At 73.7% G+C, this 26,198-nt stretch carries 28 protein-coding genes and 2 pseudogenes; 11 read left to right on the plus strand and 19 right to left on the minus strand.

The window, feature by feature from the left end; genetic code table 11:
* Together ACG83_RS40660 and ACG83_RS40665 are read left to right on the plus strand one after the other, a co-directional pair.
* The coding region (locus ACG83_RS40660) for a bacterial transcriptional activator domain-containing protein (protein WP_054571577.1) at positions 1 to 1,997 on the plus strand (1,997 nt) is incomplete at its 5' end.
* Between the two features lie 749 nt (positions 1,998 to 2,746).
* Positions 2,747 to 3,889, plus strand: a complete 1,143-nt coding sequence (locus ACG83_RS40665; RefSeq protein WP_235498519.1) for a hypothetical protein — start codon at positions 2,747 to 2,749, stop codon at positions 3,887 to 3,889.
* A gap of 21 nt (positions 3,890 to 3,910) precedes the next feature.
* On the opposite strand, the gene ACG83_RS40670 is transcribed toward ACG83_RS40665, so the two are convergent.
* The 6 genes from ACG83_RS40670 to ACG83_RS40685 form a co-directional block, all read right to left on the minus strand.
* Positions 3,911 to 5,110 carry a hypothetical protein gene (locus ACG83_RS40670; RefSeq protein WP_054571578.1) on the minus strand — a complete coding sequence of 400 codons (1,200 nt, stop codon included), beginning with the start codon at positions 5,108 to 5,110 and terminating at the stop codon, positions 3,911 to 3,913.
* Positions 5,107 to 5,355 (minus strand): zinc-ribbon domain-containing protein, encoded by a 249-nt coding sequence (locus ACG83_RS48330; RefSeq protein WP_226932681.1) that lies wholly within the window; start codon positions 5,353 to 5,355, stop codon positions 5,107 to 5,109. Before ACG83_RS48330 ends, ACG83_RS40670 begins: the two co-directional genes overlap by 4 nt.
* A 1-nt stretch (position 5,356) precedes the next feature.
* Positions 5,357 to 5,596 (minus strand): hypothetical protein, encoded by a 240-nt coding sequence (locus tag ACG83_RS47480; RefSeq protein ID WP_226931193.1) that lies wholly within the window; start codon positions 5,594 to 5,596, stop codon positions 5,357 to 5,359.
* Between the two features lie 80 nt (positions 5,597 to 5,676).
* Positions 5,677 to 6,375: a DUF3846 domain-containing protein gene (locus ACG83_RS40675; RefSeq protein ID WP_054571579.1), complete on the minus strand. Its 699-nt coding sequence runs from the start codon at positions 6,373 to 6,375 to the stop codon at positions 5,677 to 5,679.
* Positions 6,372 to 6,785 carry a hypothetical protein gene (locus tag ACG83_RS40680; protein WP_235498520.1) on the minus strand — a complete coding sequence of 138 codons (414 nt, stop codon included), beginning with the start codon at positions 6,783 to 6,785 and terminating at the stop codon, positions 6,372 to 6,374. Before ACG83_RS40680 ends, ACG83_RS40675 begins: the two co-directional genes overlap by 4 nt.
* Positions 6,786 to 6,891: 106 nt before the next feature.
* Positions 6,892 to 7,314: a hypothetical protein gene (locus tag ACG83_RS40685; RefSeq protein ID WP_152991669.1), complete on the minus strand. Its 423-nt coding sequence runs from the start codon at positions 7,312 to 7,314 to the stop codon at positions 6,892 to 6,894.
* Between the two features lie 326 nt (positions 7,315 to 7,640).
* On the opposite strand from ACG83_RS40685, the gene ACG83_RS40690 reads away from it, so the two are divergent.
* From ACG83_RS40690 to ACG83_RS40715, 6 genes and pseudogenes are all read left to right on the plus strand, one after another.
* The gene (locus ACG83_RS40690) at positions 7,641 to 8,987 is read left to right on the plus strand and encodes a hypothetical protein (RefSeq protein WP_054571581.1); all 1,347 of its coding nucleotides are present in this window, start codon (positions 7,641 to 7,643) and stop codon (positions 8,985 to 8,987) included.
* 76 nt (positions 8,988 to 9,063) lie between these two features.
* Positions 9,064 to 9,489, plus strand: a complete 426-nt coding sequence (locus tag ACG83_RS40695; RefSeq protein ID WP_054571582.1) for a hypothetical protein — start codon at positions 9,064 to 9,066, stop codon at positions 9,487 to 9,489.
* Positions 9,490 to 9,536: 47 nt separating this feature from the next.
* Positions 9,537 to 10,364 (plus strand): DNA-processing protein DprA, encoded by an 828-nt coding sequence (locus ACG83_RS40700; RefSeq protein WP_054571583.1) that lies wholly within the window; start codon positions 9,537 to 9,539, stop codon positions 10,362 to 10,364.
* A 103-nt stretch (positions 10,365 to 10,467) separates the two neighbouring features.
* Positions 10,468 to 11,316 (plus strand): DNA-processing protein DprA, encoded by an 849-nt coding sequence (locus ACG83_RS40705; protein WP_054571584.1) that lies wholly within the window; start codon positions 10,468 to 10,470, stop codon positions 11,314 to 11,316.
* A gap of 331 nt (positions 11,317 to 11,647) precedes the next feature.
* Positions 11,648 to 12,394 (plus strand): annotated as a pseudogene (locus ACG83_RS47485) (DNA-processing protein DprA).
* Between the two features lie 410 nt (positions 12,395 to 12,804).
* Positions 12,805 to 13,713, plus strand: a complete 909-nt coding sequence (locus ACG83_RS40715) for a DUF3560 domain-containing protein (protein ID WP_226931192.1) — start codon at positions 12,805 to 12,807, stop codon at positions 13,711 to 13,713.
* A gap of 85 nt (positions 13,714 to 13,798) precedes the next feature.
* Here ACG83_RS40715 and ACG83_RS40720 read toward each other — a convergent pair whose 3' ends face one another.
* The 3 genes from ACG83_RS40720 to ACG83_RS45115 form a co-directional block, all read right to left on the minus strand.
* Positions 13,799 to 14,650 (minus strand): DNA-processing protein DprA, encoded by an 852-nt coding sequence (locus ACG83_RS40720; protein ID WP_054571586.1) that lies wholly within the window; start codon positions 14,648 to 14,650, stop codon positions 13,799 to 13,801.
* A 97-nt stretch (positions 14,651 to 14,747) separates the two neighbouring features.
* On the minus strand, positions 14,748 to 15,113 hold the full coding sequence (locus tag ACG83_RS40725) for a hypothetical protein (protein WP_054571587.1): 366 nt from the start codon (positions 15,111 to 15,113) through the stop codon (positions 14,748 to 14,750).
* 399 nt (positions 15,114 to 15,512) lie between these two features.
* The gene (locus ACG83_RS45115) at positions 15,513 to 16,301 is read right to left on the minus strand and encodes a hypothetical protein (protein WP_131799641.1); all 789 of its coding nucleotides are present in this window, start codon (positions 16,299 to 16,301) and stop codon (positions 15,513 to 15,515) included.
* A 53-nt stretch (positions 16,302 to 16,354) separates the two neighbouring features.
* Between ACG83_RS45115 and ACG83_RS47490 the strand changes: the two are divergent.
* Positions 16,355 to 16,633: pseudogene (locus tag ACG83_RS47490) on the plus strand (DUF3560 domain-containing protein); the annotation flags it as partial.
* Positions 16,634 to 16,759: 126 nt separating this feature from the next.
* Complete coding sequence (locus ACG83_RS47495; protein ID WP_063793380.1) at positions 16,760 to 17,101, plus strand: hypothetical protein; 342 nt, start codon at positions 16,760 to 16,762, stop codon at positions 17,099 to 17,101.
* On the opposite strand, the gene ACG83_RS40740 is transcribed toward ACG83_RS47495, so the two are convergent.
* The 4 genes from ACG83_RS40740 to ACG83_RS45120 form a co-directional block, all read right to left on the minus strand.
* Positions 17,023 to 17,853, minus strand: coding sequence for a DNA-processing protein DprA (locus ACG83_RS40740; RefSeq protein ID WP_054571590.1), 831 nt, complete (start codon positions 17,851 to 17,853; stop codon positions 17,023 to 17,025). The genes ACG83_RS47495 and ACG83_RS40740 overlap by 79 nt on opposite strands.
* 46 nt (positions 17,854 to 17,899) lie before the next feature.
* The gene (locus ACG83_RS40745) at positions 17,900 to 18,265 is read right to left on the minus strand and encodes a hypothetical protein (RefSeq protein WP_054571591.1); all 366 of its coding nucleotides are present in this window, start codon (positions 18,263 to 18,265) and stop codon (positions 17,900 to 17,902) included.
* Positions 18,266 to 18,527: 262 nt separating this feature from the next.
* Entirely contained in the window at positions 18,528 to 18,917 is a 390-nt protein-coding gene (locus ACG83_RS40750) for a hypothetical protein (RefSeq protein WP_054571592.1), read from the minus strand.
* A gap of 282 nt (positions 18,918 to 19,199) precedes the next feature.
* The gene (locus ACG83_RS45120; protein ID WP_054571593.1) at positions 19,200 to 19,451 is read right to left on the minus strand and encodes a hypothetical protein; all 252 of its coding nucleotides are present in this window, start codon (positions 19,449 to 19,451) and stop codon (positions 19,200 to 19,202) included.
* Between the two features lie 36 nt (positions 19,452 to 19,487).
* Here ACG83_RS45120 and ACG83_RS40760 point away from each other — a divergent pair, with 36 nt between their 5' ends.
* Positions 19,488 to 19,730, plus strand: a complete 243-nt coding sequence (locus ACG83_RS40760) for a hypothetical protein (protein ID WP_054571594.1) — start codon at positions 19,488 to 19,490, stop codon at positions 19,728 to 19,730.
* A gap of 293 nt (positions 19,731 to 20,023) precedes the next feature.
* Here ACG83_RS40760 and ACG83_RS40765 read toward each other — a convergent pair whose 3' ends face one another.
* The 6 genes from ACG83_RS40765 to ACG83_RS40790 all read right to left on the minus strand — a co-directional run bounded on the left by ACG83_RS40765 (position 20,024) and on the right by ACG83_RS40790 (position 26,143).
* Positions 20,024 to 20,422 carry a hypothetical protein gene (locus ACG83_RS40765; protein WP_193209795.1) on the minus strand — a complete coding sequence of 133 codons (399 nt, stop codon included), beginning with the start codon at positions 20,420 to 20,422 and terminating at the stop codon, positions 20,024 to 20,026.
* A 170-nt stretch (positions 20,423 to 20,592) separates the two neighbouring features.
* Positions 20,593 to 21,354 carry a hypothetical protein gene (locus ACG83_RS40770; RefSeq protein ID WP_054571595.1) on the minus strand — a complete coding sequence of 254 codons (762 nt, stop codon included), beginning with the start codon at positions 21,352 to 21,354 and terminating at the stop codon, positions 20,593 to 20,595.
* 397 nt (positions 21,355 to 21,751) lie between these two features.
* Positions 21,752 to 22,066, minus strand: coding sequence for a hypothetical protein (locus ACG83_RS40775; protein WP_054571596.1), 315 nt, complete (start codon positions 22,064 to 22,066; stop codon positions 21,752 to 21,754).
* Positions 22,067 to 22,306: 240 nt separating this feature from the next.
* Positions 22,307 to 23,110 carry a hypothetical protein gene (locus tag ACG83_RS40780; protein WP_054571597.1) on the minus strand — a complete coding sequence of 268 codons (804 nt, stop codon included), beginning with the start codon at positions 23,108 to 23,110 and terminating at the stop codon, positions 22,307 to 22,309.
* 79 nt (positions 23,111 to 23,189) lie between these two features.
* A complete protein-coding gene (locus ACG83_RS47705) occupies positions 23,190 to 24,896 on the minus strand; it encodes a VWA domain-containing protein (protein WP_054571598.1) in 1,707 nt (568 codons plus the stop codon).
* 89 nt (positions 24,897 to 24,985) lie between these two features.
* Positions 24,986 to 26,143: an AAA family ATPase gene (locus ACG83_RS40790; RefSeq protein WP_054571599.1), complete on the minus strand. Its 1,158-nt coding sequence runs from the start codon at positions 26,141 to 26,143 to the stop codon at positions 24,986 to 24,988.
* Positions 26,144 to 26,198: the final 55 nt, after the last annotated feature.

Raw genomic sequence — 26,198 nt, forward strand, 5'->3', positions numbered from 1 at the left:
ACCCGGCCCCACCGGGTCAGGATCGGCCGGTCCGACTGCCCTCGGGCGCGGTCCTCCCGCTCAGCCTCATCGCCGCACTCGCCGCCGCCGTGGTCGCCGCCCGGCTCCTGCGCTCCCGCCGCCGCCGTGTCCCGACCCCACCCGGGCAGCCCGTCCCGACCGACCCGCCCCTACCCCTGGTCGTGCGCGAGATCCTGCGCGCCAGCCGCCCACCCACCGACGACACCGACAACCCCGACGACGGCGACGGAAACGACGACGGGCAGGGTCCGCAGGACCCCGAACCCGGCAGCGACCCCGACCCCGTACCGGCATCCGAACGGCACGACCCGCCGCGACAGATGCCCGCCGGCCCGTCGCCGACGCCCCGCCCCGCCGACGCGATTCCCGGCCCCGCCGAGGCGGGGGACCTGGACGAGCCTCTCGCGGAGCTGCTGCGCACCGGACGGCTCGACCTGCACGGCCCCGGCGCACCCGCCGCTGCCCGCGCGCTGCTGGTGCACGTCCTCGCCGCCCACCACAGCGACCACACGGCCTGGCCCTCCCGGCTGATCATCCCGAGCGGTCTGGCCGACCGGCTCGACCTGCCGCACGCCGTCCTCGACGTTCTCCCACAGGTCACCATCACCGCCACCACGCAAAACGCCCTCGACCTCGCCGACCGTGAGGCACTGCGCCGCGCCCGGCTCGCCGAGGACACCACCGCGGCGAGCCTGGAGGAGCTACGCGCCGGCCTGCCCGACGAGATGATCCCCACCGTCCTGCTCGTGGCCACCGTGGCGAGCGCCGACGACGGCCGGCTCGGCGCCCTCGCCCACGCCGGGGCACGCGTCGGCCTCTATCTGCTCACCCTCGACCCGACCGGCGGCCCGGCCGGCGATGGTCAGCCGGCACCGCCCTGGCATCTCACTCCCGCCCAGACCCGTGACCTTCTGCGCCTCCTCGCGGACGCTGCCGACCAGCCCACCCCCACCACCGACTCCCCGCCCCCTACCGAGACAGCCGCCCCCAACCCGATGGTCGAGGCCCTCCCCGCGCCCCCGACGGGCACGCCGCCGCCCCCCGACCCGGGACCGCCACCCGTCCCCGCCGAACCGCCAGCCGACGACCCGCCCACCACCAGCACCGTCGACGAACCCGCGGGCCAGCCCGGCCACCTGGACCGGCCGGGCCCGCGGGTGCGGCTGATGCTCTTCGGCCGGCCCGCCGTCCACCTCGACGGCACGCCGCTGGTCGGCGGACTACGGACCCTCAGCCTGGAAATCGCCGCACATCTCGCCGTCCACCCCAGCGGCGTCACCGGCGACCGACTCGCCGCCGACCTCCTGCCCGACCAGGACCCGACCCGCGCCCGCAACCAGGCCTACCGCGCCGTCGCCGCGCTGCGCGACACCCTGCGCACCGCCACCGGCGACCCGACCCTCACCCCGATCCTCAACAGCAAAGCGGGCTACCGCCTCAACCCGGCCGTGGTCGACGTCGACGTGTGGGAGTTCGACGCGGCGCTGCACGCCGCCGGACACGCCCCCGACGACCCCGCCCGTGTCCTCGCGCTCACCCGGGCCGTCGCCCTCGCCACCGCCACGCCTCTCGGCGATACCGCCTACGACTGGTCCGCCCCGATCGTCGCGGACCTGGAACACCGCGCGGTCGACACGCTCGCCGACCTCGCCGACCTGCTCGCCGACGACCACCCCGACCGGGCCCTGGCCTACCTCGAGCAGGCCCTCGCCCTCACCCCGACGGTCGAGGACCTCTACCGGCACGTGATGAGCCTGCACGCCGCCCGGGGACGCGTCGACGCGGTACGCCGCACCTACCAGCGGCTGCGCGACGCCCTCGACGCCCACGGCCTCGACGTCGACCCCACCCCCGAGACCCAGGCCCTGCTCGCCCACCTCACCCGCACCCCACGCCCCACCCCAGCCCCTGCCACGACCGGGCCCCGGCGCATCGTCCGCCCCGCCATCCGCCACCCCGACCGCCCCAGCACCTGACAGGCGCCCCGGCCAGATCATCGCCCGCGCCGCCCACCCATCGAAAGGCGCATCCACGACGATTTCCCGCGAGGTTTCCGCACCTTTCCGTGGAACATTTTCCCTTGTCGCGCGAGTCATTTCCCGGACGTGACAGCGGCTTCTTCATGTCTTATTTCCGCACCGTTCCACGGTCGTCTTCTCCTCTCTCGGAAATCCGCGTGAGGCCGGTTCAGGGCCGAGAACCCGCGGCCCACCGATGGAGGGTCACGGTGCCTGGCACCCGATCTCCGAGGCGGCCGGCCTCCCTGCCCCCAGGTACAGCGAGTCTCGTCACCGCGCACGTCACAGGCCCGCCGCAGTCGCCCACCAGGAGCCCACGGAAGCGTCCGACCGGCCCGGTCCGCTCACACGGCGGGCGGTAGCCCGTCCTGTCCATCGGCGCGCCGGGCGTTGGACAGCAACGATTCCTCACCGTCTTCGGCGATGTGCGCCGGGCGTGGTGGTCACGATCGGACTCGGATCAGACACGTATCAGAAGGCCGGCGGTAACAACTACGGCGCCGACCAGGTCATACACGGAGCGCGAAACCGGTGGTATCGGTCTCAATGTCACAGATCGGCACCCCTCCGATGCGCTACGGTCGCCGTGCGCGTGCTCGCCGCACCCGCATGGTGACGGCCTGCCCCGCCCGTGACCCCCACGTTCGCCTCCAGGAGGTGCGTGAACCCTGCCCTTACCTTTGCTTGAAAGCAAGAATAGAGGTCGTGTGAGAATCTCCGAGCTGGATTTCGGGATCAAGCTGGACGATTTCTCCGAAAAGGTATGGCGCACCGTCGCGCGCCACCCCTACTGCGACATCGACCTGCTCGCCGAATGGCTCCGAAAGCCCGAACCCATCGTCGAGGCGGAAATCGGCCGGCTCGTCGACGCCGGCCTGCTCCGCCAGGTCGGCCGCCAGTGGGAACCCCAAGACCCGATCAAGGTCCTGCAGGCCCGCCACGCACAACGCGAGGCCGCACTCAGCGCCGAACGCGCCCGCATGGACGACCAGAAAGCCCAGCTCTACCGGTCGGGCATGTTCGGGGACTACATCGCCGGCCGCCGACGCACCGGCACCACCGCCGGAGTCCAGTTCCTCGCCCGCGACGAGATCTTCCACAAGATGGCCGAGCTCACCACCCAGGCCAGCACCCGGATGCGGTTCCTCCAGACCGGCCCGCCACCCCCCGGCCTCGGCGGCAACGTGCCCGACCTGCTCGTGCCCGCCGCCGCCCGCGGAGTCCAGATCAGCAGCGTCTGGACACCACCCGCGCTCAGCGCCGCGCAACGACGCACCCCCGGCCGGCGCCTACCCCCCATGGGAGTCCTACGCCTCGCCCCGGCCCTACCGATGCGCACCATCGTCTGGGACACCACCGCAGCCCTCATCCCGGTCCGCGACGACGACCTCGACGAAGGCGGCCTCGTCGCCGTCGCACCCACCCTCGTGCGCGCCGTCACCGACATGGTCACCCGCATCGAGGCCGCGATCCCCGTCCAACGCCACCCTGCCGGCGCCCAGGAACCCGCCGCGATGCGGCGGCAACGCGCACTGCTCATCCTGCTCGGACGGGGCCTCGATGACGTGCGCGCCGCCCGGGAACTCGGGGTGTCGGAACGGACGGTGAAGCGCGACGTCGCCGAACTGTGCCACCGCTTCGGGGTCAGCACCCGCTTCCAGCTCGGCGCCGCCGCCGCGACCGCCGGCTACCTGCCCCACACCCCCACACCCCCACCACCCGCACAGCCCCCAGCACAGGCACACCGACCCGACCCGCCCACCGGGCCCCCCGGCCGCATCGCGGTCCCACCGCGCACCGGGAACCAGCCGCTGCCAGCCCGCGCACCGGCCCCATCGCACCGGCCATGACCCCCTCTCGGCAGCCCGGTGCTATCCGGTCCTCTCCCACCGGCGCAGGAGCAGGCGCAGGGCGGCGCAGACTCCGGCGGCCAGCGCGAGAAGGCTCACGCCGAGCAGCGCCTCCTGGCCCAACCGGGTCCGCCACGAGGCATCCGCCGCCGTGGTGCCGGCCGCGACCAGCACCACAAGCCCTCCCACGAGAAACATGGCCAGGAAAGCCAGGCGTGGCACCGCCACGCCTGGCAGATCGGTGTGCACCGGTCTGGGCTCGGGAACGTCGACGTCCCCGGCGTCGGGGTGCGGCATGCTCCCGATCAGGTCTCGTTCCCGCAGGTACACCGTCCTGGCAGGGCTGTCCCACTCCCCGGCGTCCAGCAGATAGCGCAGCGCCGTGTCGATACTCACCCGCGCCTCGGCCGCGCGGCCACACAGGCGCTGCCCGGCCGCGAGCCGCCCCCACAGCACATGATCGTCAGGCCAGGTGGTGACCGCTTCCCACGCACGGGCGCACAGCCGCTCCCCGACGCCGTGCCCGGGGGCGGCGAGGGCCAGCGCGTGCAGGCACACCTCGACCACCAGCCGGGACCCGGGATCGGCGGCCCACGCCCGGTCGAGCAGACCGTCGGCGTACGCGGCGGTGTGGCGGCGGTCTCCGCGGGCAGCGAAGCCCCGCAGAGCGGTGACCAGCGCACCGCCCTGGAACCCCTCCCCGGCCCCGAGGACCAGCGCCGACCCCTCCAGGAAGCAGCCCAGCTCGTCGAACCGCAGGTTCCCGTAAAGCTTCGCGGCGTGAAAGACGGCGGCGAAGGCGTACACCTCGGAGGTGTCCCTACCGGTCAGGGCGCCAGCTGCCGCGGTGAGGTCGTGGTCGGACTCCACCGACGCGCGGGCCTCGACACCGAACCCGAAGGACCACTCCCACGCGATCACCGACCTCCGCTCGGCGGGGAGGCCGGAGTCGTCGCGCAGCCAGCGGGCACACGCCACCGCCGTCGCGACCCCGGGCTCCGCCTGGATCCGCAACGCCCAGAACGCGCGGGCGCACGACAGCCACGGTTCCCCGGCGTCGACGGGGAACGGGGGCCGGGTCAGACCCGCGGCGAACAGCCCGGCGGCCACCGCCACGCACACCCGCGTCCGCTCCGCTGGCGCGGTGCCCGCGCTGTTCTCGAGCCAGCGCGTCAGCGCGGCGACGTCCGCGCCCCACCCGTCCTCCACACCGATGATCATAGGGCGGGGTGCGGTCGGCTGCCAGCCGTCCGCCCGGCCGGGACCGTTTCCGGTGAAAGGTCCTCGCGCGGGCGGGTCTGGCGGCAGTGGGGATATCCGGTGCCGCGGCGGGTGACAGGTGCCTGCCAGGTGTGGTCGTGGGGGCAGCGCCACCAGACCCGCCGGTTGGACCGGGGACGCAGCTCGGCGCCGGTGAGGTCCCCGTTCAGGGTGGGGTCGAGCTGGGCGGCGAGGCCAGGGTGCAGGTCAGCGAGGGACTGGCCGGGCTCGGGCCAGTACCCGCAGCGCGCGCAGCCACGGCCCTCGGCGGTGCGGTTGCGATCCCGGCGCGACCTCCCTGGCGACGTCGGCCTGCTCCGCCCGTTTGACGTGCCGCTTGTACCCGTCCCGGCCCTGACGGGCGGTCTCCGAACAGCAGCCAGGCCGGCAGCAGGACTGCCCGCCAAACGTGCGGATGAAGTAGTCCTTACGGCCGAGCATCTTCATGACCCGGCTTCTCTGTCCGCGGTGCGGTCGGGGTGGGGGCCGGCGGCCCTCGGGGAGAGCGGGCCGCCGGCCGGTCTGGATTAGCGGGTGGGCGTGGGTGTGAGGGTGGTGCCGTCGGGGTGCGCGGCGTACACCCCGGCATCGCCCTCGGCGGCTGCCTTGTCGACGGCGGCCTGTGCCTGCTGGCGGGTCTGGCGGACGGCGTAGGGGTCGACGCGGTCGCCCCAGACGGTCCACACCGCCTCCCCGTCGGTGACGGAACCGGCCGTAGGCTCCCCGGCGGCGGTGCCGACGGGGAGCGCGCGGACCGCGAAGCGGCTCCCGGGCTTGAAGTCGGCCAGGAGGCCGACCTTCTCCCAGACAGCGGCGTAGGCGGCGAGCAGCCCGGGATGGGTGCCGTTGTCCGCCCAGTCCCCGCCGCTGCGCCGCACCTCGAGCCGGACCTGTTCGGCGGTGAGGAGGCCGACGAGAGTGTCGGGGACGTCAGTGTCCAGTCCGTCGGCGTCGACGGGCCCGGTGACGTAGGTGTCACCGACGATCTGCAGATCCCAGCCGAACCGGGGCGCGTGGAACGCGGCGAGCGCGGTCGCGCGCTCGTTCAGCCCCAGGCACAGCCTGAGGCCGTCTTCGTTCGCCCACAGCGACCCGACGTCGGCGAGGTCGACGCGTTCGATCGAACCGCCGACGAGGGTTTGGAATCCGCGCAGGTCCGTCGGACTCATCTGGATGAGGGCGTGCGGGGCCTCAGGGTCGGCGGGCACCGTCAACACTCGGATCATGACCGGTTTCCCTTTCTGTTCGACGTCGCGGGTGGAGCGCCGACGATGCGGATGAGGGGCATGTCCTCGTCCGGTATCCGTCGCATCCTGTTCCAGGTGTGGGCGTAGGCATGCTCGAAACCGACGTAGCGACGGCCCTGAGACCATCTGCGGGCGCCGGGTTGTTTCGTCTGGACGAGGAACTCGCGGTGTTCGAGAAGGCGGATCAGTTCTTCGGGGGCGTCGGTGTCCCGTCCCTCGATGGTCGTGGGGCCGGCGAGGAAAGCATCGCCCCGAAGAATGGGCCGTGGTATCCGAAGCGGGCGGGTGTGGAACGCGGCGAGCGCGGTCGCGCGCATATTGCACGGCCCGGGGAAACGGGGATTCTCCTCGGGAAGGTACAGGCTGCTTTCCGGGTCGGTGACACTCACCGGACGCAGGATCCCTCCGAAGCTTTTCCATGCCGGGAATGTCGGTGGGGTCGAGTCGGAGCCGGCGCGTCGGAGGGTCGAGTCCTCGGGATCACCAGGGCGGTGATCATGGGAGTGGGGCGGCGGGGCGGCCCCGCCGGTGGGGCGGGGTGGCGCCGGGGCGTGCGCGGACGTAGGGCCAGCCTGGATCTGCAGCCAGCGGGTGGCGCCGGCGGTCCGTACGACAGCTCGGCGCGATACGGATCGGCGTGGCGGCCCAGACGGACCAGTCCCCGCCGTCATCTGGTGTGACCGGGAGCGGTGCGAACGCGGCGAGGACTCCCATGCGGATCAGCGCGGCGGGTGTGCCGGGGCCGAAGGTGCACGCCCACTCGAGCTCACCTCCCGGTGCGGTGTGGCGGCGTACATGCAGATGCCCGGCCGTGTTCTCGACCTCGACCCGGCCATGCCGGTACAGGTCCGGCCCGGTTCTGACCTGCCAGAATCCGTGGCCGATAAGGAAAGCGGCCAGGTCGAAAGGCGAATCCACCGGTGGATCCGTCCGGGTGTTCACACGCTGGTTCATGGGCTGCCGTTTCTGTGCGGGGCGTGAAGGGGCACGCGGGCGCCCACGTCACGCGGGGGGATGAGGGGAAACGCGTCCGGGTGGCCTACACGCCTGGTGTGGCGGAAATCCCGGAACGCCAGGAACCGTAACTTGATCAGATTTGGTTCAGCAACGGTTCCGCGCATTCCCCAGGCAGTGATCCATGTCACTGGCCATGGCCGGCGGATATGGCTGGCTGAACGCGATCGAATCGAGATACAGCTGTTCACGTACCCACAAACCGCACCCACAAATGGGGGTTGTGAACAATGGTCGACGAGAACGAATCAGCCGACGCCGACATCGCGCGTGTCCTGGAAATCCTGCGGAATCACCAGGGGCCCGCGACCCTGGCGGAGATCCGGGTCGCGGCCGGAATGATGGTCGGGCAGTTGCGGCCGGTGCTGGACCGGATGGTGGACACCGGCCAGCTCATGACGTCGCGACGGGCCGGGGTCCGGGGGCAGCCGTCGCAGTGGGCCCTGATTCCCACCCCGGGCGACGCGCCGGCACCCGACGTCACCACGCCCACCGGGCCACCGGCCGACACCGACACGCCCGCCGACGGGGACACCCAGGACGACGGTGGCCGGCCGCTGATCACCGAGACCGGCGCCGCGCCGGACACCTCGCTGGACCTGGAGACCGCCCCCGACCTGGAGACCGTCGCACCATCGGACGCCGTTTCCGCGCCGTCCGCCGCTCCCACCGGCCATGCCCAGGCCGCCGACGCCGAGGTGATCGTGGAGCGCCCGGCAGAAGCCGAGCGGGAAACCGCCCCGGTACGGGCCGGCGACACGGCGGAGGACCCGGCCGCCTCGGCGGGCGCCGCGGACACCGCGACCGCGACGACGCAGGAGGGCCTCGCTGCCGAGGGCGAGGCCGACCCGCCCTCGCAGGAACCGCCCGCGACGCCCCCCACCGACATCGACGGGGTCATCAGCGCCGAGGCGGGCACCGAGACACCGCCCGACGTCCCCAGCGTGCACCCGCCGGTTCAGAACCCCCCAGCCGGCGCGGGTGAGGATCTCGCCGCCGTATCGCCGACGCCGACGGAGGCCGCACGCGGATCAGAGACCGGCGCGGATCCCACCACGCCACCCTCGCCGTTCGTCGAGGCGACATCCGGCGAGGGCACCGCAACCGCGCCCGGGGACGGGCCGACCCCCAGCGCGCCGGCCCCCGACCCCACCCCGGCGCCGGTTCCGGTTCCGGCGGGTGTCCAGGCGGGCGGGGCGGGGTGTGCGGCGTGGTCCTGCCCGGCGGCGCACTGCCCGGTACGGGCCGGTGTGGCACCCCCGCCCCGGCCGGCACGGCGCCGCGCCCCGAAGCCCCCGGCCGCGGTCGCGAAGCGCACGACGAACGCCGACGGGCAGCCCCGGCTGCAGGCCGGGGCGCTCACCGCGATGGTCCGGACGGTGCTGGCGACGAACGCCGACGTCGCGATGAGCGTGACCGAACTCAGCCGTGAAATCCCGGACCGCTCCTCCGGGGCGATCAACGCCTCCTGCGACGCGATGACCGGCCGCGGCGAGGTCCGCCTCGTCCCGGGCCGGCCGAAACGCTTCCAGATCACCCCCGCCGGACTCGCCCTCGCCGCCGGCGCCGGTACCTGAGCCCCCTACCCGGCGGGCGGCGGGAACGCCGCCCGCCGCCCCGGGTCCTCCCGTTTCCCACCGCGAAGGGATTCCCATGACCAGTTCCTCGGAGGGCCGGGTCGGCTCTCGGCTGAACCCGGACGGCACGTTCACCGTCACCGTGTGGCCGGGCGCGCCACGCGACGCGATCGTGCACGGCCTGCTCACCGTCCCGGCCGGTACCGGCTTCGCCGGCACCCCCGCCCACCCTCACCGTCCAGCCGTCCTGCTCCTCACACCCCCCGGCGGGGACAGCATGCCCGCCGCCGCCGGGTGGGTGCCCCGGATACCGCTCGCCGACGCGGCGGTCGAGGTCGACGCGATCGAGGGCGCGCTCACGACGTTGCTCGCCGCCGCCGCTCTCGAGCTCCCGGACCTCGCCCGACGTCCCGAGACCCGGGCGTTGCACGACGCTCTCGGCCGGCTCCTGCGCCCCGGCCCGGACGGCCCGCCGCCGTGGCGGGTCCCGCGCCCCCGATGACCGCCACCGCAGCTCTTCCCGTCGGCTCTCGTCGAAAGGTCCTGGCCATGCCCGATGAGAATCAGCGGCTCGCCCGCGCCGCCCTGACCGCCCTGTCCTCGGCCATCCCCTTGACCGACAGCCCGGCACGGACCGATCTCGCCGAGGTCTGGGCGTGCCTCGCCCCGCACCACCGGACCGTCGACCCGGCGCGTCTGCTCGACGAGGCGGATGCGCAGGGCTGGCGGCTACTGATCCCCGGGGATCCCGGATGGCCGTCCGCCCTCGACCACGCAACGGTCGGGCCGGTGGGGCTGTGGGCGCGGGGCGGCACCGGCCCGCCGGTGGCGGCCCGCCGCTGCGTGACCGTGGTCGGTGGGCTCATCGCCTCCGCACACGCCGAACGTGTCACCGGTGACCTGGTCAGGGACCTGACCGGCCCGACCGTCGACCCGGTCACCGTGGCCAGCACCGGGCTTGGGAGCGGCGTCGACGTCACCGCGCTGCGGGTCGCCGCCACGCACCGCCGCGCCGTCGCGGTCCTGTCCTCCACCCGAGGGATCACCCGGCGCCACCAGGCTCACCTCGACCGTGTCACCGACGGCGGGATGGTCCTGTGCCTGGCCCCGCCCGGTGTCCTGCCGACCATCGGTCACGCGCACGCCCGCGTCCGGCTTCTCGCGGCCCTGTCCGCCGCGACGGTCCTCGTCGAGTCCGAGGCGCGGGGCGCCGCGTTCGACACCGCACGGGCCGCCCAGACACTCGGCCGCCCCGTCCTGGTCATCGCCGGCCCGGCCCCGGCGCTCGGCGCCGGACCGCGTGCCCTGCTCGCCGAGGGCACCGCGTGGCCGGTCACCGGCGCGGACGACGTCCGCGCCGTCCTCGACCAGACCTGACCTCCCACCGCAGGCCCGGGGGTGTGTGCCGTTCCCGCCCCCGGACCTGCGGCACCAGGCCTTTCACCGATCCGGCCTGTCCTCAGAGGAGGGGAGCTTCGTCATGGCTGAGTCTGCGCGCGACGCGGAGCGTCGTGCCCGCGCCGCGTTGACCTACCTGCCACCCGACCGTGCCCGCACCCGGCGGATCCACCGCCACGGACCGGTCGCGGTATGGGAGATGATCGCCGGCCGGTATCCCGGCGTCGACCCCGGACGGCTGCTGGATCCTGACACCGCCGACGGGTGGCGGCTGATCATCCCCGGCGACCCCGACTGGCCCGCGACCCTCGATGGGACCGGCGGGCCGCTGGGCCTGTGGGCCCTGGGCGGCGGGGATCCGGCGGCGCTGCTGGTCCGGGCGGTGACGCTCACCGGTGCCCGCGCGGGCAGCGCCTACGGCCGGGCCGTCGCCGCCACGTTGGCCACCGACCTGACCGGCTCTTCGGCGCGGGTACCGGTCACGGTCGTCGCCCACGGCGGTGGTGATGGCGCCGACGGCGCGGCCCTCACCGCCGCCGCGCACCGGCCCGGGGCGGGTGTGGTCGCGGTCCTCGACACCAACACCGACCTGTTCCACCAGTACGAGCTGCTCACCGCGGTCGCCTCCGCCGGTGCGGTCGTCAGCGCCGCCGCGCCCGGCGCGTACCCCACCCCCGGCCATGTCACGGCCCGGATCGATCTGCTCGCGACTCTCGCCCACGCCGTCGTCCTCGTCGAGGCCGGCCCCGGCGACGACGACGCGCTGTCCGTCGCCTACACGGCCCGCTATCGGCGCCGCAGGCCGGTACTCGCCGTCCCCGGGCCGATCACCGCACCGGCGAGCGCCGGCCCGCACGTCCTCCTACGCGACGGCACCGCCCGTTGCGTCACCACGGCCGCCGACATCACCGCCCACCTGCCCCAGACCTGACCTCCCCGGTGCCCGTGCACGCCGGCCTCGACCTGGCCGAGGCCCGCGGAGCGCGGGAGATCACGACCCCGAGGGCCCCGCACCGCGCCAGCGCTGGCCGCGATCGCGGGGCAGGCCCGGCCAGCCCGCGTGTCGTGGGGGCGCTCGCCCGTAGGCCACGCCCCCTCGGCGGTCAGCCCGCCTGCCGATCCCACCCCCTTTCCCGACCGTGAAGGAGCTCGCCGTGACGATCGAGACCCCACCGTCCGCGGACGCACGCCGGGACGCCGCCGCCGCGCTCACCGCTGTGCCCGTCGACCTGTGGGCCGAGGACCTGCGCTGGAGACATCCCGTGGATCTGTGGGCGGATCTCGCACCGACCTATCCGCGAGTCGACCCTCGGCGGCTGCTCGAGGACGCCGCCACCGACGGCTGGTGGTTCCTCCTTCCCGGCGATCCGCAGTGGCCCGCCGCCCTGACCCGCGATCTGCGACCGGGACCGGTCGGGTTGTGGGTCCGCGGCTTCGGGGACCTCTCCGTACTCGCGGACCGATCCGTCACGATCACCGGCAACCGGACGAGCACCGGGTACGGGACCCAGGTCGCCGCCGACCTCGCCGCCGCGCTGGCGCCCCGGTGGGTGGACCGGCCGGTCACCATCGCCGCCGCCGGGACGGGCGACGGGGCCGATGCCGCCGCGTTGCGCGCCGCCGCCGCGACCGGTACCGCGATCGCCGTGCTCGCCACCACCAGCGAACTCACCGGGTAGAACGAGGACCTGTTCGAGGAGATCACCACCCGGGGCGGGCTGGTGGTCTGCGTGACCGCGCCCGGCACCGCACGGCACGGCCTGCACGCTCTCGCCCGCGCGCGGACTCTCGCGGTCCTGACCCGGGGCACGGTCCTGGTCGAGTCCCCTGCGCACGGCGGGGCGTGGGAGACCGCCTGTACCGCGTGGCGGTACAGGCGCCGGGTGATGGCGGTACCCGGCCCGATCACCGCCGCGCTCTCCGAAGGCCCGCACCGCTTGCTGGCCGAAGGCACCGCGCGGATGGTGACCGGCCCCGACGACATCCGCGCCCACCTCGACCGCACCTGACCACAGGGCCGGCCTTCCGCCGGCCCCGCTGTCAGTGCGCATCCGCCCCCGGCGCAGCCGGCGGCGCCGCCGCGACGGGCCGCCGGCACTCTCGGCCGCCTCGCCGTCGCCCTCCCCGACCCCGTGCGCCCCGGGAACGTCACCAGCGCCCAGGACCTGCCGCGCGGCGGCCTCGCCCACCCCGCCACGACCGCCACCAACATGCCCGACCCGCGTGGGGGCACCGCGTCCCGGCGGCCCCCACGCGGGTCAGGCACAGGCCCGCCCCATCCCAGCACGCGGACCGTGCGTGCGCGTCCCTGACCCACCAGGCAACGACCCGGAGGCCGAGCACGCAATCCACACCCGTTTCCTCGGAGAGCACCCACCACGCGGCGCTCACGATCCGCCACAGCCGCGACACCGGCACCTTGATCGAAGGCACCTCACGGGCGGACCGGGCGATCCTCGCGCCGATCTTCACCCGGCATCGGGTCCGCTGGTCCGGCCTCATCGGGGAGGACGGCTCCTGGTACCGGCGTCACAGCCGAGGCCGGGCCGCGGACACCTTCCGCATCGACGAACTCGCCGACGCGCTCCGCTCCGTCGGCTACCCCGTCACGATCAGCATCGACGACAGCCCCCTCACCGACATCGCCGCGCTCGAGACGGCCCGGATCGAGCGAGCCGAAGACCGCGCCGCCCACCACACCGACGCCGCCGGCCGGGCGACCCGCCGCGCGGACGCCCGCCGCGACGCCGCCGACGCCCTGCGCGGCGCGATCCCGCTGGGCCAGCCGGTCCTGCCCGGCCACCACTCCGCACCCGGGCATCGCCGTGACCTGGCCCGCGCCGACCGCCACGACGACGCCGCCGCGCAGGCCACCTCCAGCGCCGGCTACCACACCGACAAGGCCGCCGCCGCGACCCGCCACGCGCACAGCCGCCACGACGTCCCCGCCGCCCTGCGCCGCCTGACCACCCTCGAAGCCGAACAGCGCGCGGACACCCGCGCCCTGCGGGCCGCCGAGAACCGGGCCGCCGGCGGAGGGCCGGCGCCACATCCCGGCTGGAAGGCCCGTCTCGAGGCGAACATGACCCAGCGGGCAGCCGAGATCGACTACTGGACCCGGTACGTCGCCGAACAGGAAGCCGCCGGAGTGAAGATCTGGCGGCCCGCTGACTTCCAGGCCGGGGACGAGGTGAAGGCGGCGTTCGGCGGGTGGCACCGGGTCCTGCGCGTCAACACCCGCTCCCTGACCATCCCCCACTGGGACCTGGAAGGCGAGACCTGGCGGCTGACCTACGACAAGGTCCTCGACCACCGGCCCCGGCGCTGACACCCTGACGCGCGATGGCCCGACACCCCCCGCGTTCGGGGGTGGCGGGCCATCGCGCGTGGCGCGGAGGCGGGCAGGACCCGGGCTATCCGGTGGGGAGCCGGGCGGTGATGTCGTCCACGGTGACGGCGGGAACGGCGAGGCCCCCGCGCAGAAGCTGGTGGCATCCCCCGTGGCCGTGGACGGTCAGCCGTTGGGCGGGCGGGAGGGCCATGACGAGCCGGCCCCAGTCGTGGGCGGTCCGGGCCAGCGTCATCGCCTGCCCGGCCGTCTCGGACTCGACGACGAACAACGCCGGGGTCATCGTCGCCAGCAGGGCCGTCCGTGCCTCGCACCGGCGGTAGTAGCCCCCGGCGTCGGGGTCGGCGGCGGCGAGCGGCGGGGCGGTGGCGAGGACGACACCTCGGGCGGCGACCGTGGTGAACAGGCCGCGGTAGCGGGTGAGGGCCGCCGGTGTCGGCGAGGCGAGCAGGGCGATGGTGGGACCGTGGGGCGCGGCGCTCGTCACCGCGCGCAGCCCGATCCCCATCGACACGACACCGGTCACGGTGACCGGCGGTGCGGCGGTGACGAGCCCGACGGCGAGACGCTCGGCGTGGTCCGCGCCGTGGGGGCTGGGGCTCCGGGTGCCGGTAAGGGTGACCGACCGGGCCGTCAGGTCGCCGAGGTGGCCCTCACCGTGCACCCACATGCCGATCGGTGTCCGGTCCGTCGGCGTCAGGGTGGTCGGCCATTCGTCGTCCCCGGGACACAGCAGTCGCCATCCCCGGACGGTGTGGGTGGCGAGCAGCCCGTCGGGGTCGAGGTCCACGTCGGCGTGCAGGGACGCCCACACGGCCTCGGCGCCGTCGGTGTGGACGGCGGAGGTGCGGTCGGGGTCGGGGGGAAGCTGGGTCAGCGCGGCGCGGGCGCGGCGCTCCCCGGTCGGGACAGGCATGCACGGGACCTTTCACGAGAACGCGGATCGGGCGGGGCCGGTGCCCGCCCCAGGGGCGCGCGGTGTGTCACCGGGCACCTCGGGCGGGTGAAGGCGGTCAGGCGGAGGTATCGACCGGTGCCGGGCCGGGGTTGGCGGGGCGGGATCCGCCGTCGGAGGTGGCGGCCACCGGCTGGGCCGCTGCCCACGGGAACAGCAGGATCAGTGGCGTGCCGGCCGGGACCGGGAACGGCTGGGAGACGCGGTGGTCGACACGCCATGACTCGACGCAGCGGGGGCAGACAGTGATCGCGTGAGGCGCCCCGTAGTCGACGGTGCCGTGCGGCCAGCCGTCGGGCGCGGTGTCCGGGCAGCCGCCGGGGAAGTACGGGATCAGATCGGCATCGAGGGCCTCGTTGTCGGGATGCTCGGCGGCCTCACGCAACACGACGAGGACACGGTCGGTGGCCTCGGAACCATGCATCGGGAACTCCGTTTCACGGTGATGGCGGGTTCCGGCGCCCCGGGCGAACGCCGGAGGCGGAATCATCGGAATGCGGGCCGCGTGTATCGAACGAATGTGGTGTCGCGGCGCGCGGTGGAATCGTAGCTCGCCGTCCCGGCGCGGTAAACAATTCCGCATCACACGCCGACAATTATGGAAAGTCCGCATTCGAGGGTTCTTCAACCTTGCCTGCGGCAGCTTTTTCTTCACCTGCGTGAAGGTGCGCGAGGACGATTCCGGAAGATGAACTGCTTCAGGTCCCCTTCCGAAACCGGGCGGTGTGGCTACCGATCTTCACCGCGAGGCGCGGGGCCGAACAGGTGAGCCCCCCCCGGGGGGCGGTGATCCCCGGGGGGGCTCACCGCCGGTCGGGCAGGGTCAGGCGGACGTGTCGGCCGGCACGGGGTCGGTACCGGCCGGGCGGGATCCATCCACGGGCGTCGCGGCCTCGGTGAGCATCCTCACCAACCGCCGCGCCTCCTCATCCGTGAGGCGTAGACAAGCAAGACCACCCATCCACGGCGCGTTGACCGTCAGGATCACCGTGGCCGCGCCGTCATAGTCGGGTCCCGGTCGCACGCCGACCGTGCCACGATCGGACAGGACCGTTGCCAGGGGCGTGGGCGGGGTACCCCATCCGGGATGGGCGACGACAACCGACCCGCCTGCTACTGCGGCAGGATGGTCCGGCACGGTCCACCGCGGCTCGGGACCGTCGCCCGCCCCGATCACCTCACCGGCCTCCAGGTAGGCGAGCAAGCTCTCGACGAGCTCCGGGGAACGCAGCCCGGTCCACCACGCCAACTCACCGAGATCCATCGGCCCCGTCGCTCGACGCAGCACCTCCGGCACGGTGACAGGAGCCGGTTTCGGCAACATAGCCATAGCAATCCTTCCATCGCAGGCCAAGGGCGAGGTTTCGCCCCCGGGGAACTCGCTATTTACGGCAGGCTTCGGAAAACGCATCACGTCGACGCGGCCATCGATAGCCGCATTCCAGGGGCCGGACATATCAAGCTCGGCGGATCGGTAGCTAACCTTTTCCCGCCGAGCGTTTCCACCGCCCCTGTTGCGGATGCGGTTTTCCGGGTACGCAATCAGCTGTACCTCGATCCGACGGAACCCGGCCAGCCGAATCCGCCAACCATCACCAGTGACATGAATCACCGTCCGGGACCGGATCGATCGCCGCGCTCGCGGCGGCCCGGATCGGGCGGGCGCTGGACCGTGCCGCCCACCACACCGATGCCGCCGGCCGGGCGGCGGGCCGCGCGGACGCCCGCCGCGACGCCGCCGACGCCCTGCGCGGCGCGATCCCGCTGGGGCGGCCGGTCCTGCCCGGTCACCGCTCCGCACCCGGGCATCGCCGTGATCTGGCCCGCGCCGACCGGCACGACGATGCCGCCACGCAGGCCACCGCGATCGCCGGCTACCACGCCGGCAAGGCCGCCGCCGCGACCCGCCACGCGCGCAGCCGCCTCGACGTCCCCGCCGCCCTGCGCCGCCTGACCACCCTCGAAGCCGAACAGCGCGCGGACACCCGCGCCCTGCGGGCCGCCGAGAACCGGGCCGCCGGCGGAGGGCCGGCGCCACATCCCGGCTGGAAGGCCCGTCTCGAGGCGAACATGACCCAACGGGCCGCGCGGATCGACTACTGGACCCGGTATGTCGCCGAGCAGGAGGCGGCCGAGGTGAAGGTGTGGCGGCCGGAGGACTTCCACCCTGGGGATGAGGTGAAGGCGGCGTTCGGCGGATGGCACCGGGTCCTACGCGTCAACACCCGCTCCCTGACCATCCCCCACTGGGACCTGGAAGGAGAGACCTGGCGGCTGACCTACGACAAGGTTCTCGACCACCGGCCCCGGCCCCGGGCGCGGACGCGACCGCGTCAGACCGCGGGCAGATGGCCGGTGATATCGGCGACCGTCATGACCGGCACGGCGACGGCGCCGCGGAGGAGCTGGTGACAGCCGCCGACGGGCTCGGCGTCGGTCTCGGGGGGCACCGCCAGCACCGTGCGGCCCCGACGGCGGGCGGCCCGCGCGGTTTCCATCAGCGGGCCTGACGTTTCCGTCTCGACGACCAGCAACGCCGACGACAGCGCCGCGAGGAGCGCCGTGCGCAGAGCAGTGCGACGGCTCGGTGCGTCGCGCACGGAGGGCCCCAACGGCGGGGCGTCGCTCAGCTGGACGCCGTGGACCGTGACCATCTCCAACAGCTCGGGATGGCGGGAAAGCGACGTCGCCGTCAGGACGGCCACGGTCGGCCCGTGGGTCACGGCGGCGGTCAGGGCCTGCACCCCGACACCCACCCCCACGGTCGCGATCACGGTGACCGTGGGGGTGGCCGTGACGAGCCCCTGCGCGAGCTGGCCGGTGAGGTGGGCTCGGTGCGGGCTCGGCCTGCGGGTGCCGGCGACCGCGACGGAACGGGCCATGAGGTCGGCGAGGTGGCCGTCACCGCGCGCCCACAGGCCGATCGGCATACCCTGCGCCGGGGTGAGGGTCGGCGGCCATTCGTCGTCCCCAGGGCACAGCAGCCGCCATCCCCGGGCGGTGTGGGTGGCGATCAGCCCGTCGGGGTCGAGGTCCGACCCGGCGGACAGGGACGCCCATACGGCCTCGGCGCCGCCGGTGTGCACAGCGGCGTCACGGGCCTTGTCGAGGGGGAACAGGGTCAGCGCGGCGCGGGCGCGGCGCTCCTCGGGCGGGACAGGCATTCCAACGCCTTTCAGGACGATGCGGATCGGGCGGGGGTAGGGGCGGTCAGGCGGACGTGTCGGCCGGCACCGGGTCGGTGTCGGCCGGGGATCCGTCCCCGGGCGTGGTGGGTGCCAGCTGGGCTGCGACCCACGGGAACCGCAGGGTCAGCGGCGTGCCGGCGGGCACCGTGACCGGTGCGGACACGAGGTGGTCCTCACGCCACGAGTCGAGGCAGCCGGGGCAGATCGTCGTCGCGTGGGGGTCTTCGTAGTCGACGGTGTCGTGCGGCCAGCCCTCGGGGGCGCTGTCCGGGCATCCGCCGGGGAAGAACGCAACGACACAGGCCGCGTTCAGGTTCGGGTTGGTCGGGTAGTCACCGGCCTCGCGTAGGTGGGTCAGGACACGGTCGGTGACATCGGAAACATGCATGGGGAACTCCGTTTCACGGTGGGGTTTTCCGGCCCGGCGTGCGCCGGGAATCATTGGTGGATGTGCGCCACGCTCGTCGGATTGAAACGGGGATCGTGGCGTGCGGTGGAATCGTAGCTCGCCATCCCGGCGCGGTAAACAATTCCGCATCACACGTCGGGAATGGGGAAAGCTCACGTTCGAGGATTCTTTAACCTTGCCCGCGGCGGCTTTTTCTTCGCCTGCGTGAGGCGGGTCGAGGATGTATCGGAGGGGCGCTGGTTCAGGTCCCCGCCGGTACCGCGCGGCGTGGCCGCCGATCTTCACCGGTCGAGGGGGCCGCTGGTGGAAGCCGTTGGGCGGGCAGGTGGCCGTTATCCGTCACGGCTTCCCGGGCGTCGGCGATGGTGATGCCCTCGGTGCGGAGATGGTCGAGGAGCTGTTCGCGCCGGCGGAGGAGATCCGTCACCTCGCCCAGGAGCACGGCAAGGTCGTCGGAGTCCACGTAGCTGTCGCCGTCGTCGTGGATACCCTGCAGGCAGGTGTTCAGCGCGGGGATCGCGCGGGTGCTTACCAGGTCCAGCAGGTTCTGCCGTACGTCGGCGTAGTCGACCACGGCGGCGGCCAGGTCTTCGTCGCCGTGGACTTCTGCCAGCAGATCGGGCGGGTACATGGGGCTTCCTCCGTGGTGTGGGAGCGGGTGGGTGGCTCGTGCCGCCGGTGTCGGGGCAGCCCGTCCGTGCGGAACCGGTGTGGCCGGTGTGGCCGGGGGCGCGGGTGACGGCGGCCCCCGCGCCCCGGTGTGACGGCCGGCGTCACCCGTGCGTCGAAGCCGGAGCCGGCGGCCGAACCGGGGCCGGTGCGGGGGTGCCGGGTGGTCGGGGTGCGGGGTGTGTGGCAGGCGGGCCGGACGGCGTCGCGGGAGCCGCGTCCCGGCCGGGGGCGAGGGCCGTGCTTAGTGCTCTTCCTCCGTGGGGCGCCCCGAGGGTGCGCCGGTGTCGGGCTGGTACCAGTCCGGGTCCGCGGCGAGGTCGCCGGTGTTGAGGCGGGCGCAGTCGGCCCAGGCCGCTGCCCAGGACTTCGGCGGGTCGCCGGTGTAGAGGGAGCAGTCCGTCCAGGCCCGGTCCCGGGTGGGTGTGCCGTGGTCCCGGATCCGGTAGGCGCCGAGGCTTTCCACCTCGACACGGAACCGGGACAGCGGGAACAACAGGTGGACCTGCTCCCGGTCGGTGGGTGACAGCCGGTGCAGTCGAAGGTCCGCGCCGAGCCGCGCCGGTATGCGTCCGGGGTGGATCCGGAAAAGGGTGCCGGCGTCGCGGCCGTCGGCGGTGGTGAGGTCCGCGAGGACCTCGAAGCCCCGCTCGTGCGCGGGCGGGCCGTGGACCGGTCGATGGTCAGCGCGACCCCGCCGAGAACGAGGGTCTCGGTCTCCGGGTCTTCCGCGCGGGCTGTGTGCATGGATATCTCCTCCACAACGGGACGGTGATCCCAGGTGGGAAAAGGGAAAGGAGGGGAGAACGCGTCGGGGGCTTCCGCCGTCGCGCCGGCTGGGAACGGGAAACTCGGGGTGTGGCGCGACCGAAAAGAGAAACCCTGGGATGTTCCGGCTGTGAGCCGGCAGGTTTTCTGTGCACCGGAGGGGTCAAGAACGGCGGGCCGGTGGTCGCCGCCCGGGCAGGTGCCGATGGGCCGGAGGTGAGGAAGGGTGCGCGCACGAGGGGGTGTGGCGGGGGAAAGATGGCCGGTGGATTCTCGCGGGCCGGTGCGGGTCTGGTGTTGTCAGGAGGACGGAGAGCGGGGGCCGTCGAGCGGACGGAACACGATCTCGCTGTCGGCGTTGGCGACGGTCGCCCACTCGTCGAGCAGGTCGGCGAGGGTCTCGGCGAGGGTGCCGAGGTGGTCGTCCGCGGGCCCGGTGTCCGTGTGGACGCGGAGAAGGCGTCCGCGGGGTTCGTCGAGTTCGTCGTGGTAGGTCTCGACGTCGAGGTGTGTCGCGGCGGGGCAGGTGGCGCGTGTCCCGGCCTCGATCTCGTCTTCCAGGACGGCGCGTAGCGCGTCCCGGGCGTCGAGGAACACCTCGCGTGCGCGTTCACGCGGCTCCGGGGTATCCGACGTGGCCGGGTCCGGGTGGGCCGTGCGGGTGGTGGGGTGCCTGTGCGGCCTGCGTCGCGGTCTCACGGTCTGCCTCCTGGCAAGGGCGAGGAACGAATGTCGGTGGGGCTGGCGGGTCCCGGTCGGTGCCCACTGCCCGGCCGGGCCGGTGAGCAGCGGGCTCCCTCCGGGGTGACCGGCGGCCGGCCGACGGGCGCGGTCGGGGAAGGCGCCGCACGCCGGTCACCTGCGGGGGGTCAGCGCGCTCGCGGGATCCGGCGCAGGCCACGGGCGGCACGTGCGCCGGACCGGCGCTCGGCGCGATCACCGCCGGACGCGGACACCGGGCCCACGTCGCCCACCGGGTCGCGGGGCGCCGGCGGTGTGAGGGGGGTGAGGACACGATGGGTGTCAGCGATCAGCCGTCCGGCCAGCGGGAGGAGGGAGGCCTCGTCGAGGACATAACCGCCCCCGGGTGGCCAGTGGTCCGCCGGATGGGTCAGAAGCTCGGCCCAGCCGGTGGGAGTGAGGATCTGCGCGGTGGCGGACGAGGTGTGCTGGTGGTCCTCGTAGCGGTCGTGGACCCGGAAGACCCGGACCCGGACCGTGTGCTGGGGCATCCGGTAGACCCAGGTCAGTTCGTAACCGCGCCCGACGCGCCCGGAGGACTCGTGTTGGAGGACGCCGACGCGGTCCACCGTGTCCTCGGGGCCGAAGAACTGCCATGAGGCGCGGTGGGGGCCGCCGGCCGCGCGGACGTGCAGGAGGGGTTCCTCGTCGCGGTCGAGGGCGGTGAGGTCGAGGGGATCCAGGACGACCCACAGGTCGGTGCCGTGTCGGGCGTGGTCACGGGCTCGCCGGTCGGGGTCGGTGTCGCGGTAGAGGTCACCGGAGTGGAGGGCGATGGCCTCGACGGGACCGAGCTGGTCCCGGCCGTCCGGGGACTGCGGGGGCGCCGGCGTGTGCGCGGCGGTGGGTGTCGCGTCGTCGGTGCGGGGGTGCGCGGGGGGCTGGTTCATCGGTGCTCCCTGAAAGGCGTGGGTCGTGGTGGAGGGGTGGCGCGGGGCGGGGACGGGTTGGTCAGAGGTGGGTGTGGAGCGCGAGGAGGAGGCCGCCGTCGGGGCTGCGACGGACGGTGACCACCTGTCACAGAGGGCCTGGTAGAAGGCCGCGTCCAGGAGCAGGGATCCCCGTATGGCGTCGGGTGGGCTCCGTGGTCGATCAGGTGGGCGGCTTCTTCGGGGGTGAGGTGCGGGTCCTGCGGCGTTGGTGTGGGGCTGGGTGGGGAAAGGGCCGCAGGGCTTGGCGTGGCGGTGAGGGCCGGTCTCCCGCAGGTGGCGGGTGAGGCGGGTCCTGCGACGGGCGGGGGGTGCCTGCCGGGCCGGGCCCGGCAGGTGGGTGGGTGGGGGGTGCTGGTCAGTCGTCGGCACCGCCGAACCCGGAGGCGGCGAATGCCTCCCTCTCGGCCTGGAGCTCTTCCTCGGCCTTCACGCGCCAGGCCGCGGCCGCGAGTTCCTTGGCGTGGTCGGGGTCGGTGGCCTCGACCACGCTGATCCAACGGGTGTAGTCGTTGTCGGGGCTGATGGTGCCGGCCGGTGTGTGAGCGCCGGTGAGGATCGCCGCGACGTACAACGTCCTGCTGTCGTCCTCGTTGTCGATGAGGCCGATCACTGTGTAGGCCTTCAGGCGGCCGGTCGGGGTCGGGTCGTGGGGGGCGCTCGGGTGGGTCATGGCTGGTCACCTCACGGATCGGTGGCGGGTAGGTGGGGTGGCGCGGCCCCGCACGGTGGGGGCCGCACCCGGCGGGGTGGCTGGGGGTGAGGGCGCGCAGCGCGGCCTTGGCGATGGCGTGGCGGTGTCGCTCGGGTTGGTGAGGGTGACGGCCTGGGCGGGAACCGGATTGCCGTCCTCGGGGGTGGTGGGTGGCCCGGGGCGCGGATGCCGGCGGGCCCCGGGCCGGGGCGCTGGCAGTCAGCCGAGGTGGCCGTGGGTGAAGGTGAGGGTGCCGTCAGGCATGCACGCGGCGACGATCCGTCCGGTGTGCAGGGCCTCGATGAGCGCCGCGTTGAAGGCGAGGGATCCCTGGGCCGCGCCGGGGTGGTCGCCGGTCGTGATCAGATGGGCGGCTTCGGTGGGAGTCAGGAGTCGTCCGCCGGCTGGCAGCGCGGGGTGTGGCCCGGTGCCGGTGGCGCCTGGTGTGCTGTCGGGGTCCTTCTCACCGGTCTGGTAGCCGCCTTCGGCGAGCACCTCACGGAGCTGCATGGGGCCGAAGCGGGGTCCGAGCCGGGTGTGGAACCGCTGGCCGGTGTGCCGGTGGTGCAGGTGGAACTCCAGGCCGGTGGCGTGCAGGATCACCCGCGTGTGGTCAACCGGGTGGTCCCACACGTAGGTGTCCTCCAGACCGGGCAGGGGCAGCCAGCCGGCCCGGGTGAAACCCGCCTCGTCCAGGACGGTGACCAGGTCGAGGTCCACTCCGTGGGCGGGGGTGGAGCCGACCAGGTAGGTCAGCGGTTCGTAGGGGGCGTGGGTGCGAGTGTGGGGGTGGGTGTAGAGGTACGGCTCCTCGATGTCCGCGGTGAGGCGTCGCTGCGGGAGACAGGCCGGGCAGACGGTGGCGGAGTGGGGACCGTCGTAGACCCCTTCGGAGGCCGGCCAGCCGGGGAAGACCTCCGGGCAGCCTCCGCGGAGGAACGGCACGACCAGGTCGGCCACCGGGGCGGGGTCGCCGGGCCGGGCGTGGGGGCGGATACGCACGAAACCGCTGATCAGGTCCATGGAGACCTCCGGGGAAGAGACACGCGGGATGGGGTGGGTGGGCGCGGCCCTGGGGGGTGGGGCCGCGCCCGGAGGCGGGTCAGGACGGGCGCAGGGCGCGCAGCGCGGCGTCGGCGATCGCGGTGGCGGTGGTCGTGGGGGTGTCGAGGGTGATCCCGGGCGCGGGTGGGATCGGGCTGTTCGTCTTGCTGGGGGTGATCCACAGCAGGTGGCAGCCGCTGGAGGCGAGCCGGCGCAGCCTGGCCTCGCCCTGCTCCTTCTCGGTGGTGAGGAACTTCCCGTCGGAGATGACGACGAGCAGCCGGATGGCACCGCCGGGGCGGTCGAGGCCGAGGCTGGCGGTGAGCAGGTCGACCGCTTCGGTGAAGACCTCGGTGCCGTCGTTCGCCTCGAACTTGGTGACTTTCTGCGGGGCGGCCCCGGGATGGCTCAGGGCCCGGACATGCCGTCCGAAGATCACCGTCTGGGTGTGGGTGCCGGGCACGGCGGCGGCGGCCGTCGCGGTGATCCACGCGGTCGAGGCGGCCGGTTTCGCGAACGTGCGCATGGACCCGGAGACATCGACCGCGATACCCAGCCGTAGCGGAGGGTTCGGGATCTTCTTGTGGCGGGTGCGGGTGAACGGCCTTGCGGTCGGGAGGGCGCCTGCGGCGCGTTGGGCGTCGGCGGCGAGCGCGCCGCGCATCCTCAGCCGGCCCGGTGGGGTCGCGGAGGTGACGGTGACCGGGACGCGTTCGGGGACGGCGGCGCGGCGCAGGGCACGGGCCAGGGTGCCCGCTGCGGTGCGTTCGACGCGGGTCGCCGGGCGGGTGCCGGCGGTGCGGGTCTCCCCGTCGAGGGAGTGCCCGTGCGTGTCGGCGGTGATCGCGTCGAGCGCCTCGGCGATCGCTTCCCCGAGGGGTGTCGCGCCGTCAAGGGCCGGACCGGTCCCGGTGCCGGCGCCGGCGAGCACGCGGTCGGTCTCTTCCTCGTCGTCGCCGACGAGGTCGGCCCACTGCTCGCCGAGACGCAGCATCGTGGCGGTGTCGTCGTCGGCGGTGGCGGTGGCGGCCTGCCAGATACGGCGCAGTGCGGCGAGGTCATCCGCGCCGAGGATCGCCGCGCACACCGTCTCGACGGGGGCTGTCTCGGTGGGGCCGAGGATCCCGGCGTCGGCGCGGGCGAGGAGGAGGGCGGCGGCGCGGGCGGCGGCGGCGCGGGTCATCGGGACCGGTGGCGCCGGGGTGGGCGCGGGTGGGACCGGGGTACTGGCGGGCGGTGCCGGTACGGGTGGGAGTGCTCCCCCCGCCGCCTCGTCGTCGGGGTCGGGCAGGAATGTCGGGAGGATGAGGGTCTTGGCGCTGGCGCGCAGCCAGCGGCGGTGGGTGGGGCGCCGGCCGGTGTGCGCGGCCTCGATCCTCGCCTCCTCGAGGAGCATCGCGGCCCGTCCCGCGCGGCTGCTCATGGTGGTCGGAGAGTCCCAGTGGGTGTGGGCGGCGTGGGCGCCTTCGTGGGTGAGTACTCCCCACAGGGCGGGGTAGCGCCGTGCGTCCGTGGCGGTGCCTTCCACGGTGGTGGGGTCCATGCCTGCGGGGAGGATGGCGGCGTCGATCTCGATCGCGGCGAGGGAGGGGATGTGCACCCCGGGGGCACCTCGGCCGGCGCCGGGGGCGCAGGTGACGACCAGGTCCTTACATCCGGAGATGGTGGCGATCTCGGCGGTCATCGCGGCGGAGATCCGCAGCCACTCGCCTTCGGGGGCGGGCGCGGGGATGGTCGGGTCGGTGTGGATGTGCTCGGCGGGCATCCGGGACTCCTCGGCCGGGGCGGGTGGGCAGGCTGGCGCCCACCCGCCGCGTGTCGTGGGACGGGTGAGGCAGGGCGAAGGGGCGGAGGCTAGATCTGCTTGCCGAGGGCGAGGGGCGTGAGCTTCGCTCCGAACGCCTTCTCGACCGTCTCCGCGACCGTGGGCCGGTCCTCGGTCGGGGCGACCCCGATCAGGTTCGCCGCCGCCGCCGGGACACCCAACACGTCGACGATCTTCTGGAAGGCGATCAACTCGCGGAGCTGGGGTGACCAGCCGATGTCACCGGACTCGCGGCGACGGTGCAGGTTCCGGGCGACGGTGACCGCCCGCCTGTCGATGTCGAGTTTGGTGGCCAGGTCGAAGTCGGTGGACACCTCGATCTGCACGCTGAACCTGCTGGAGAGGGCCTCGGTGAGGATCGCGCCATGGACCCCCGGGTTGTGGCCCGCGATGATGTAGAAGCCAGGCTTGGCTTCGATCGTTTCGCCTTTGTGGGCCTTGACCACGATCCTTTTCCGGCCGTCCATCGCCGGGTACATGGCCGCGAGGACCGCCGGGCTGATCAGGGTGGCGTCGTCGACGAGCAGGACCTTTCCCTCCTGCATGGCGCAGATGAGCGGCCCGTAGACGAACTCGTACCGGCCCGTCGGTGTCTGGGTGTACTCCCCGATCAGGTCCCCGACCTGGGTGTCCCCATCACCCGCGATGGTGATCAGATCCTCCCCGAACGCCGCCTCGATCACGCTCGTCTTGCCGGTGCCGGGCGGTCCGTAGAGCAGGACCGGTACCTCGGCGGCGCGCAGTTTGCGCAACACCTCGACGTCGGGCAGATCGGCCAGTTTCCTCGGCCGGTAGACCTGCCCGGAGGGGCGGATGATCCCCCCGTCCGGCGTCGTCGCCGGTACCGCCGGGGGCGCCGGCTTCGGCGGGACCGCAGCGGGGACGGGAGGTGCCGGTGGGGCCTTCGGCGGGAGGGTCCCGGCCTTGATGGCGAGTGCGTCCCCGGTGGTGGGGGTGGCGGCGTACCGGCGTGGCGCCGGGCTGGTCAGGGCGGCCTGCCCCGCCTCGGTCAGGCGATCCAGAGCGTTGCCGACCGCACCCGAGCTACGCCCTCCGAGGGCTTTCGCGATCGCCGTGGGGCTGTGGGAGCCCGTGTTGTCGAGGAGGAACTCGGCGACAAGGCGATGCAGGGCGTACGGGGACAGCCGGGGCGTCTCGGGGGCGGGGGTCGGGGCAGGGCTGGTCATCCTGATCTCCAGGCAGGTGAAGGAAAGGGCGAGGGGTGGCTCCGGGGTGGCGTGC

Source organism: Frankia sp. R43 (assembly GCF_001306465.1).
Lineage (GTDB): Bacteria > Actinomycetota > Actinomycetes > Frankiales > Frankiaceae > Parafrankia > Parafrankia irregularis.

What these genes read in the sequence shown, in the direction of transcription:
- ACG83_RS40780 (WP_054571597.1), bottom strand. Translation starts at nt 23,110, where the DNA reads ATGGACCTGATCAGCGGTTTCGTGCGTATCCGCCCCCACGCCCGGCCC.
- ACG83_RS40775 (WP_054571596.1), bottom strand. Translation starts at nt 22,066, where the DNA reads ATGACCCACCCGAGCGCCCCCCACGACCCGACCCCGACCGGCCGCCTG.
- ACG83_RS40705 (WP_054571584.1), top strand. Translation starts at nt 10,468, where the DNA reads ATGGCTGAGTCTGCGCGCGACGCGGAGCGTCGTGCCCGCGCCGCGTTG.
- ACG83_RS40725 (WP_054571587.1), bottom strand. Translation starts at nt 15,113, where the DNA reads ATGCATGGTTCCGAGGCCACCGACCGTGTCCTCGTCGTGTTGCGTGAG.
- ACG83_RS47705 (WP_054571598.1), bottom strand. Translation starts at nt 24,896, where the DNA reads ATGCCCGCCGAGCACATCCACACCGACCCGACCATCCCCGCGCCCGCC.
- ACG83_RS40690 (WP_054571581.1), top strand. Translation starts at nt 7,641, where the DNA reads ATGGTCGACGAGAACGAATCAGCCGACGCCGACATCGCGCGTGTCCTG.
- ACG83_RS40790 (WP_054571599.1), bottom strand. Translation starts at nt 26,143, where the DNA reads ATGACCAGCCCTGCCCCGACCCCCGCCCCCGAGACGCCCCGGCTGTCC.
- ACG83_RS40700 (WP_054571583.1), top strand. Translation starts at nt 9,537, where the DNA reads ATGCCCGATGAGAATCAGCGGCTCGCCCGCGCCGCCCTGACCGCCCTG.
- ACG83_RS47480 (WP_226931193.1), bottom strand. Translation starts at nt 5,596, where the DNA reads ATGAAGATGCTCGGCCGTAAGGACTACTTCATCCGCACGTTTGGCGGG.
- ACG83_RS40670 (WP_054571578.1), bottom strand. Translation starts at nt 5,110, where the DNA reads ATGATCATCGGTGTGGAGGACGGGTGGGGCGCGGACGTCGCCGCGCTG.
- ACG83_RS40770 (WP_054571595.1), bottom strand. Translation starts at nt 21,354, where the DNA reads ATGAACCAGCCCCCCGCGCACCCCCGCACCGACGACGCGACACCCACC.
- ACG83_RS40675 (WP_054571579.1), bottom strand. Translation starts at nt 6,375, where the DNA reads ATGATCCGAGTGTTGACGGTGCCCGCCGACCCTGAGGCCCCGCACGCC.
- ACG83_RS40745 (WP_054571591.1), bottom strand. Translation starts at nt 18,265, where the DNA reads ATGCATGTTTCCGATGTCACCGACCGTGTCCTGACCCACCTACGCGAG.
- ACG83_RS40750 (WP_054571592.1), bottom strand. Translation starts at nt 18,917, where the DNA reads ATGTACCCGCCCGATCTGCTGGCAGAAGTCCACGGCGACGAAGACCTG.
- ACG83_RS40720 (WP_054571586.1), bottom strand. Translation starts at nt 14,650, where the DNA reads ATGCCTGTCCCGACCGGGGAGCGCCGCGCCCGCGCCGCGCTGACCCAG.
- ACG83_RS40695 (WP_054571582.1), top strand. Translation starts at nt 9,064, where the DNA reads ATGACCAGTTCCTCGGAGGGCCGGGTCGGCTCTCGGCTGAACCCGGAC.
- ACG83_RS47495 (WP_063793380.1), top strand. Translation starts at nt 16,760, where the DNA reads ATGACCCAACGGGCCGCGCGGATCGACTACTGGACCCGGTATGTCGCC.
- ACG83_RS40740 (WP_054571590.1), bottom strand. Translation starts at nt 17,853, where the DNA reads ATGCCTGTCCCGCCCGAGGAGCGCCGCGCCCGCGCCGCGCTGACCCTG.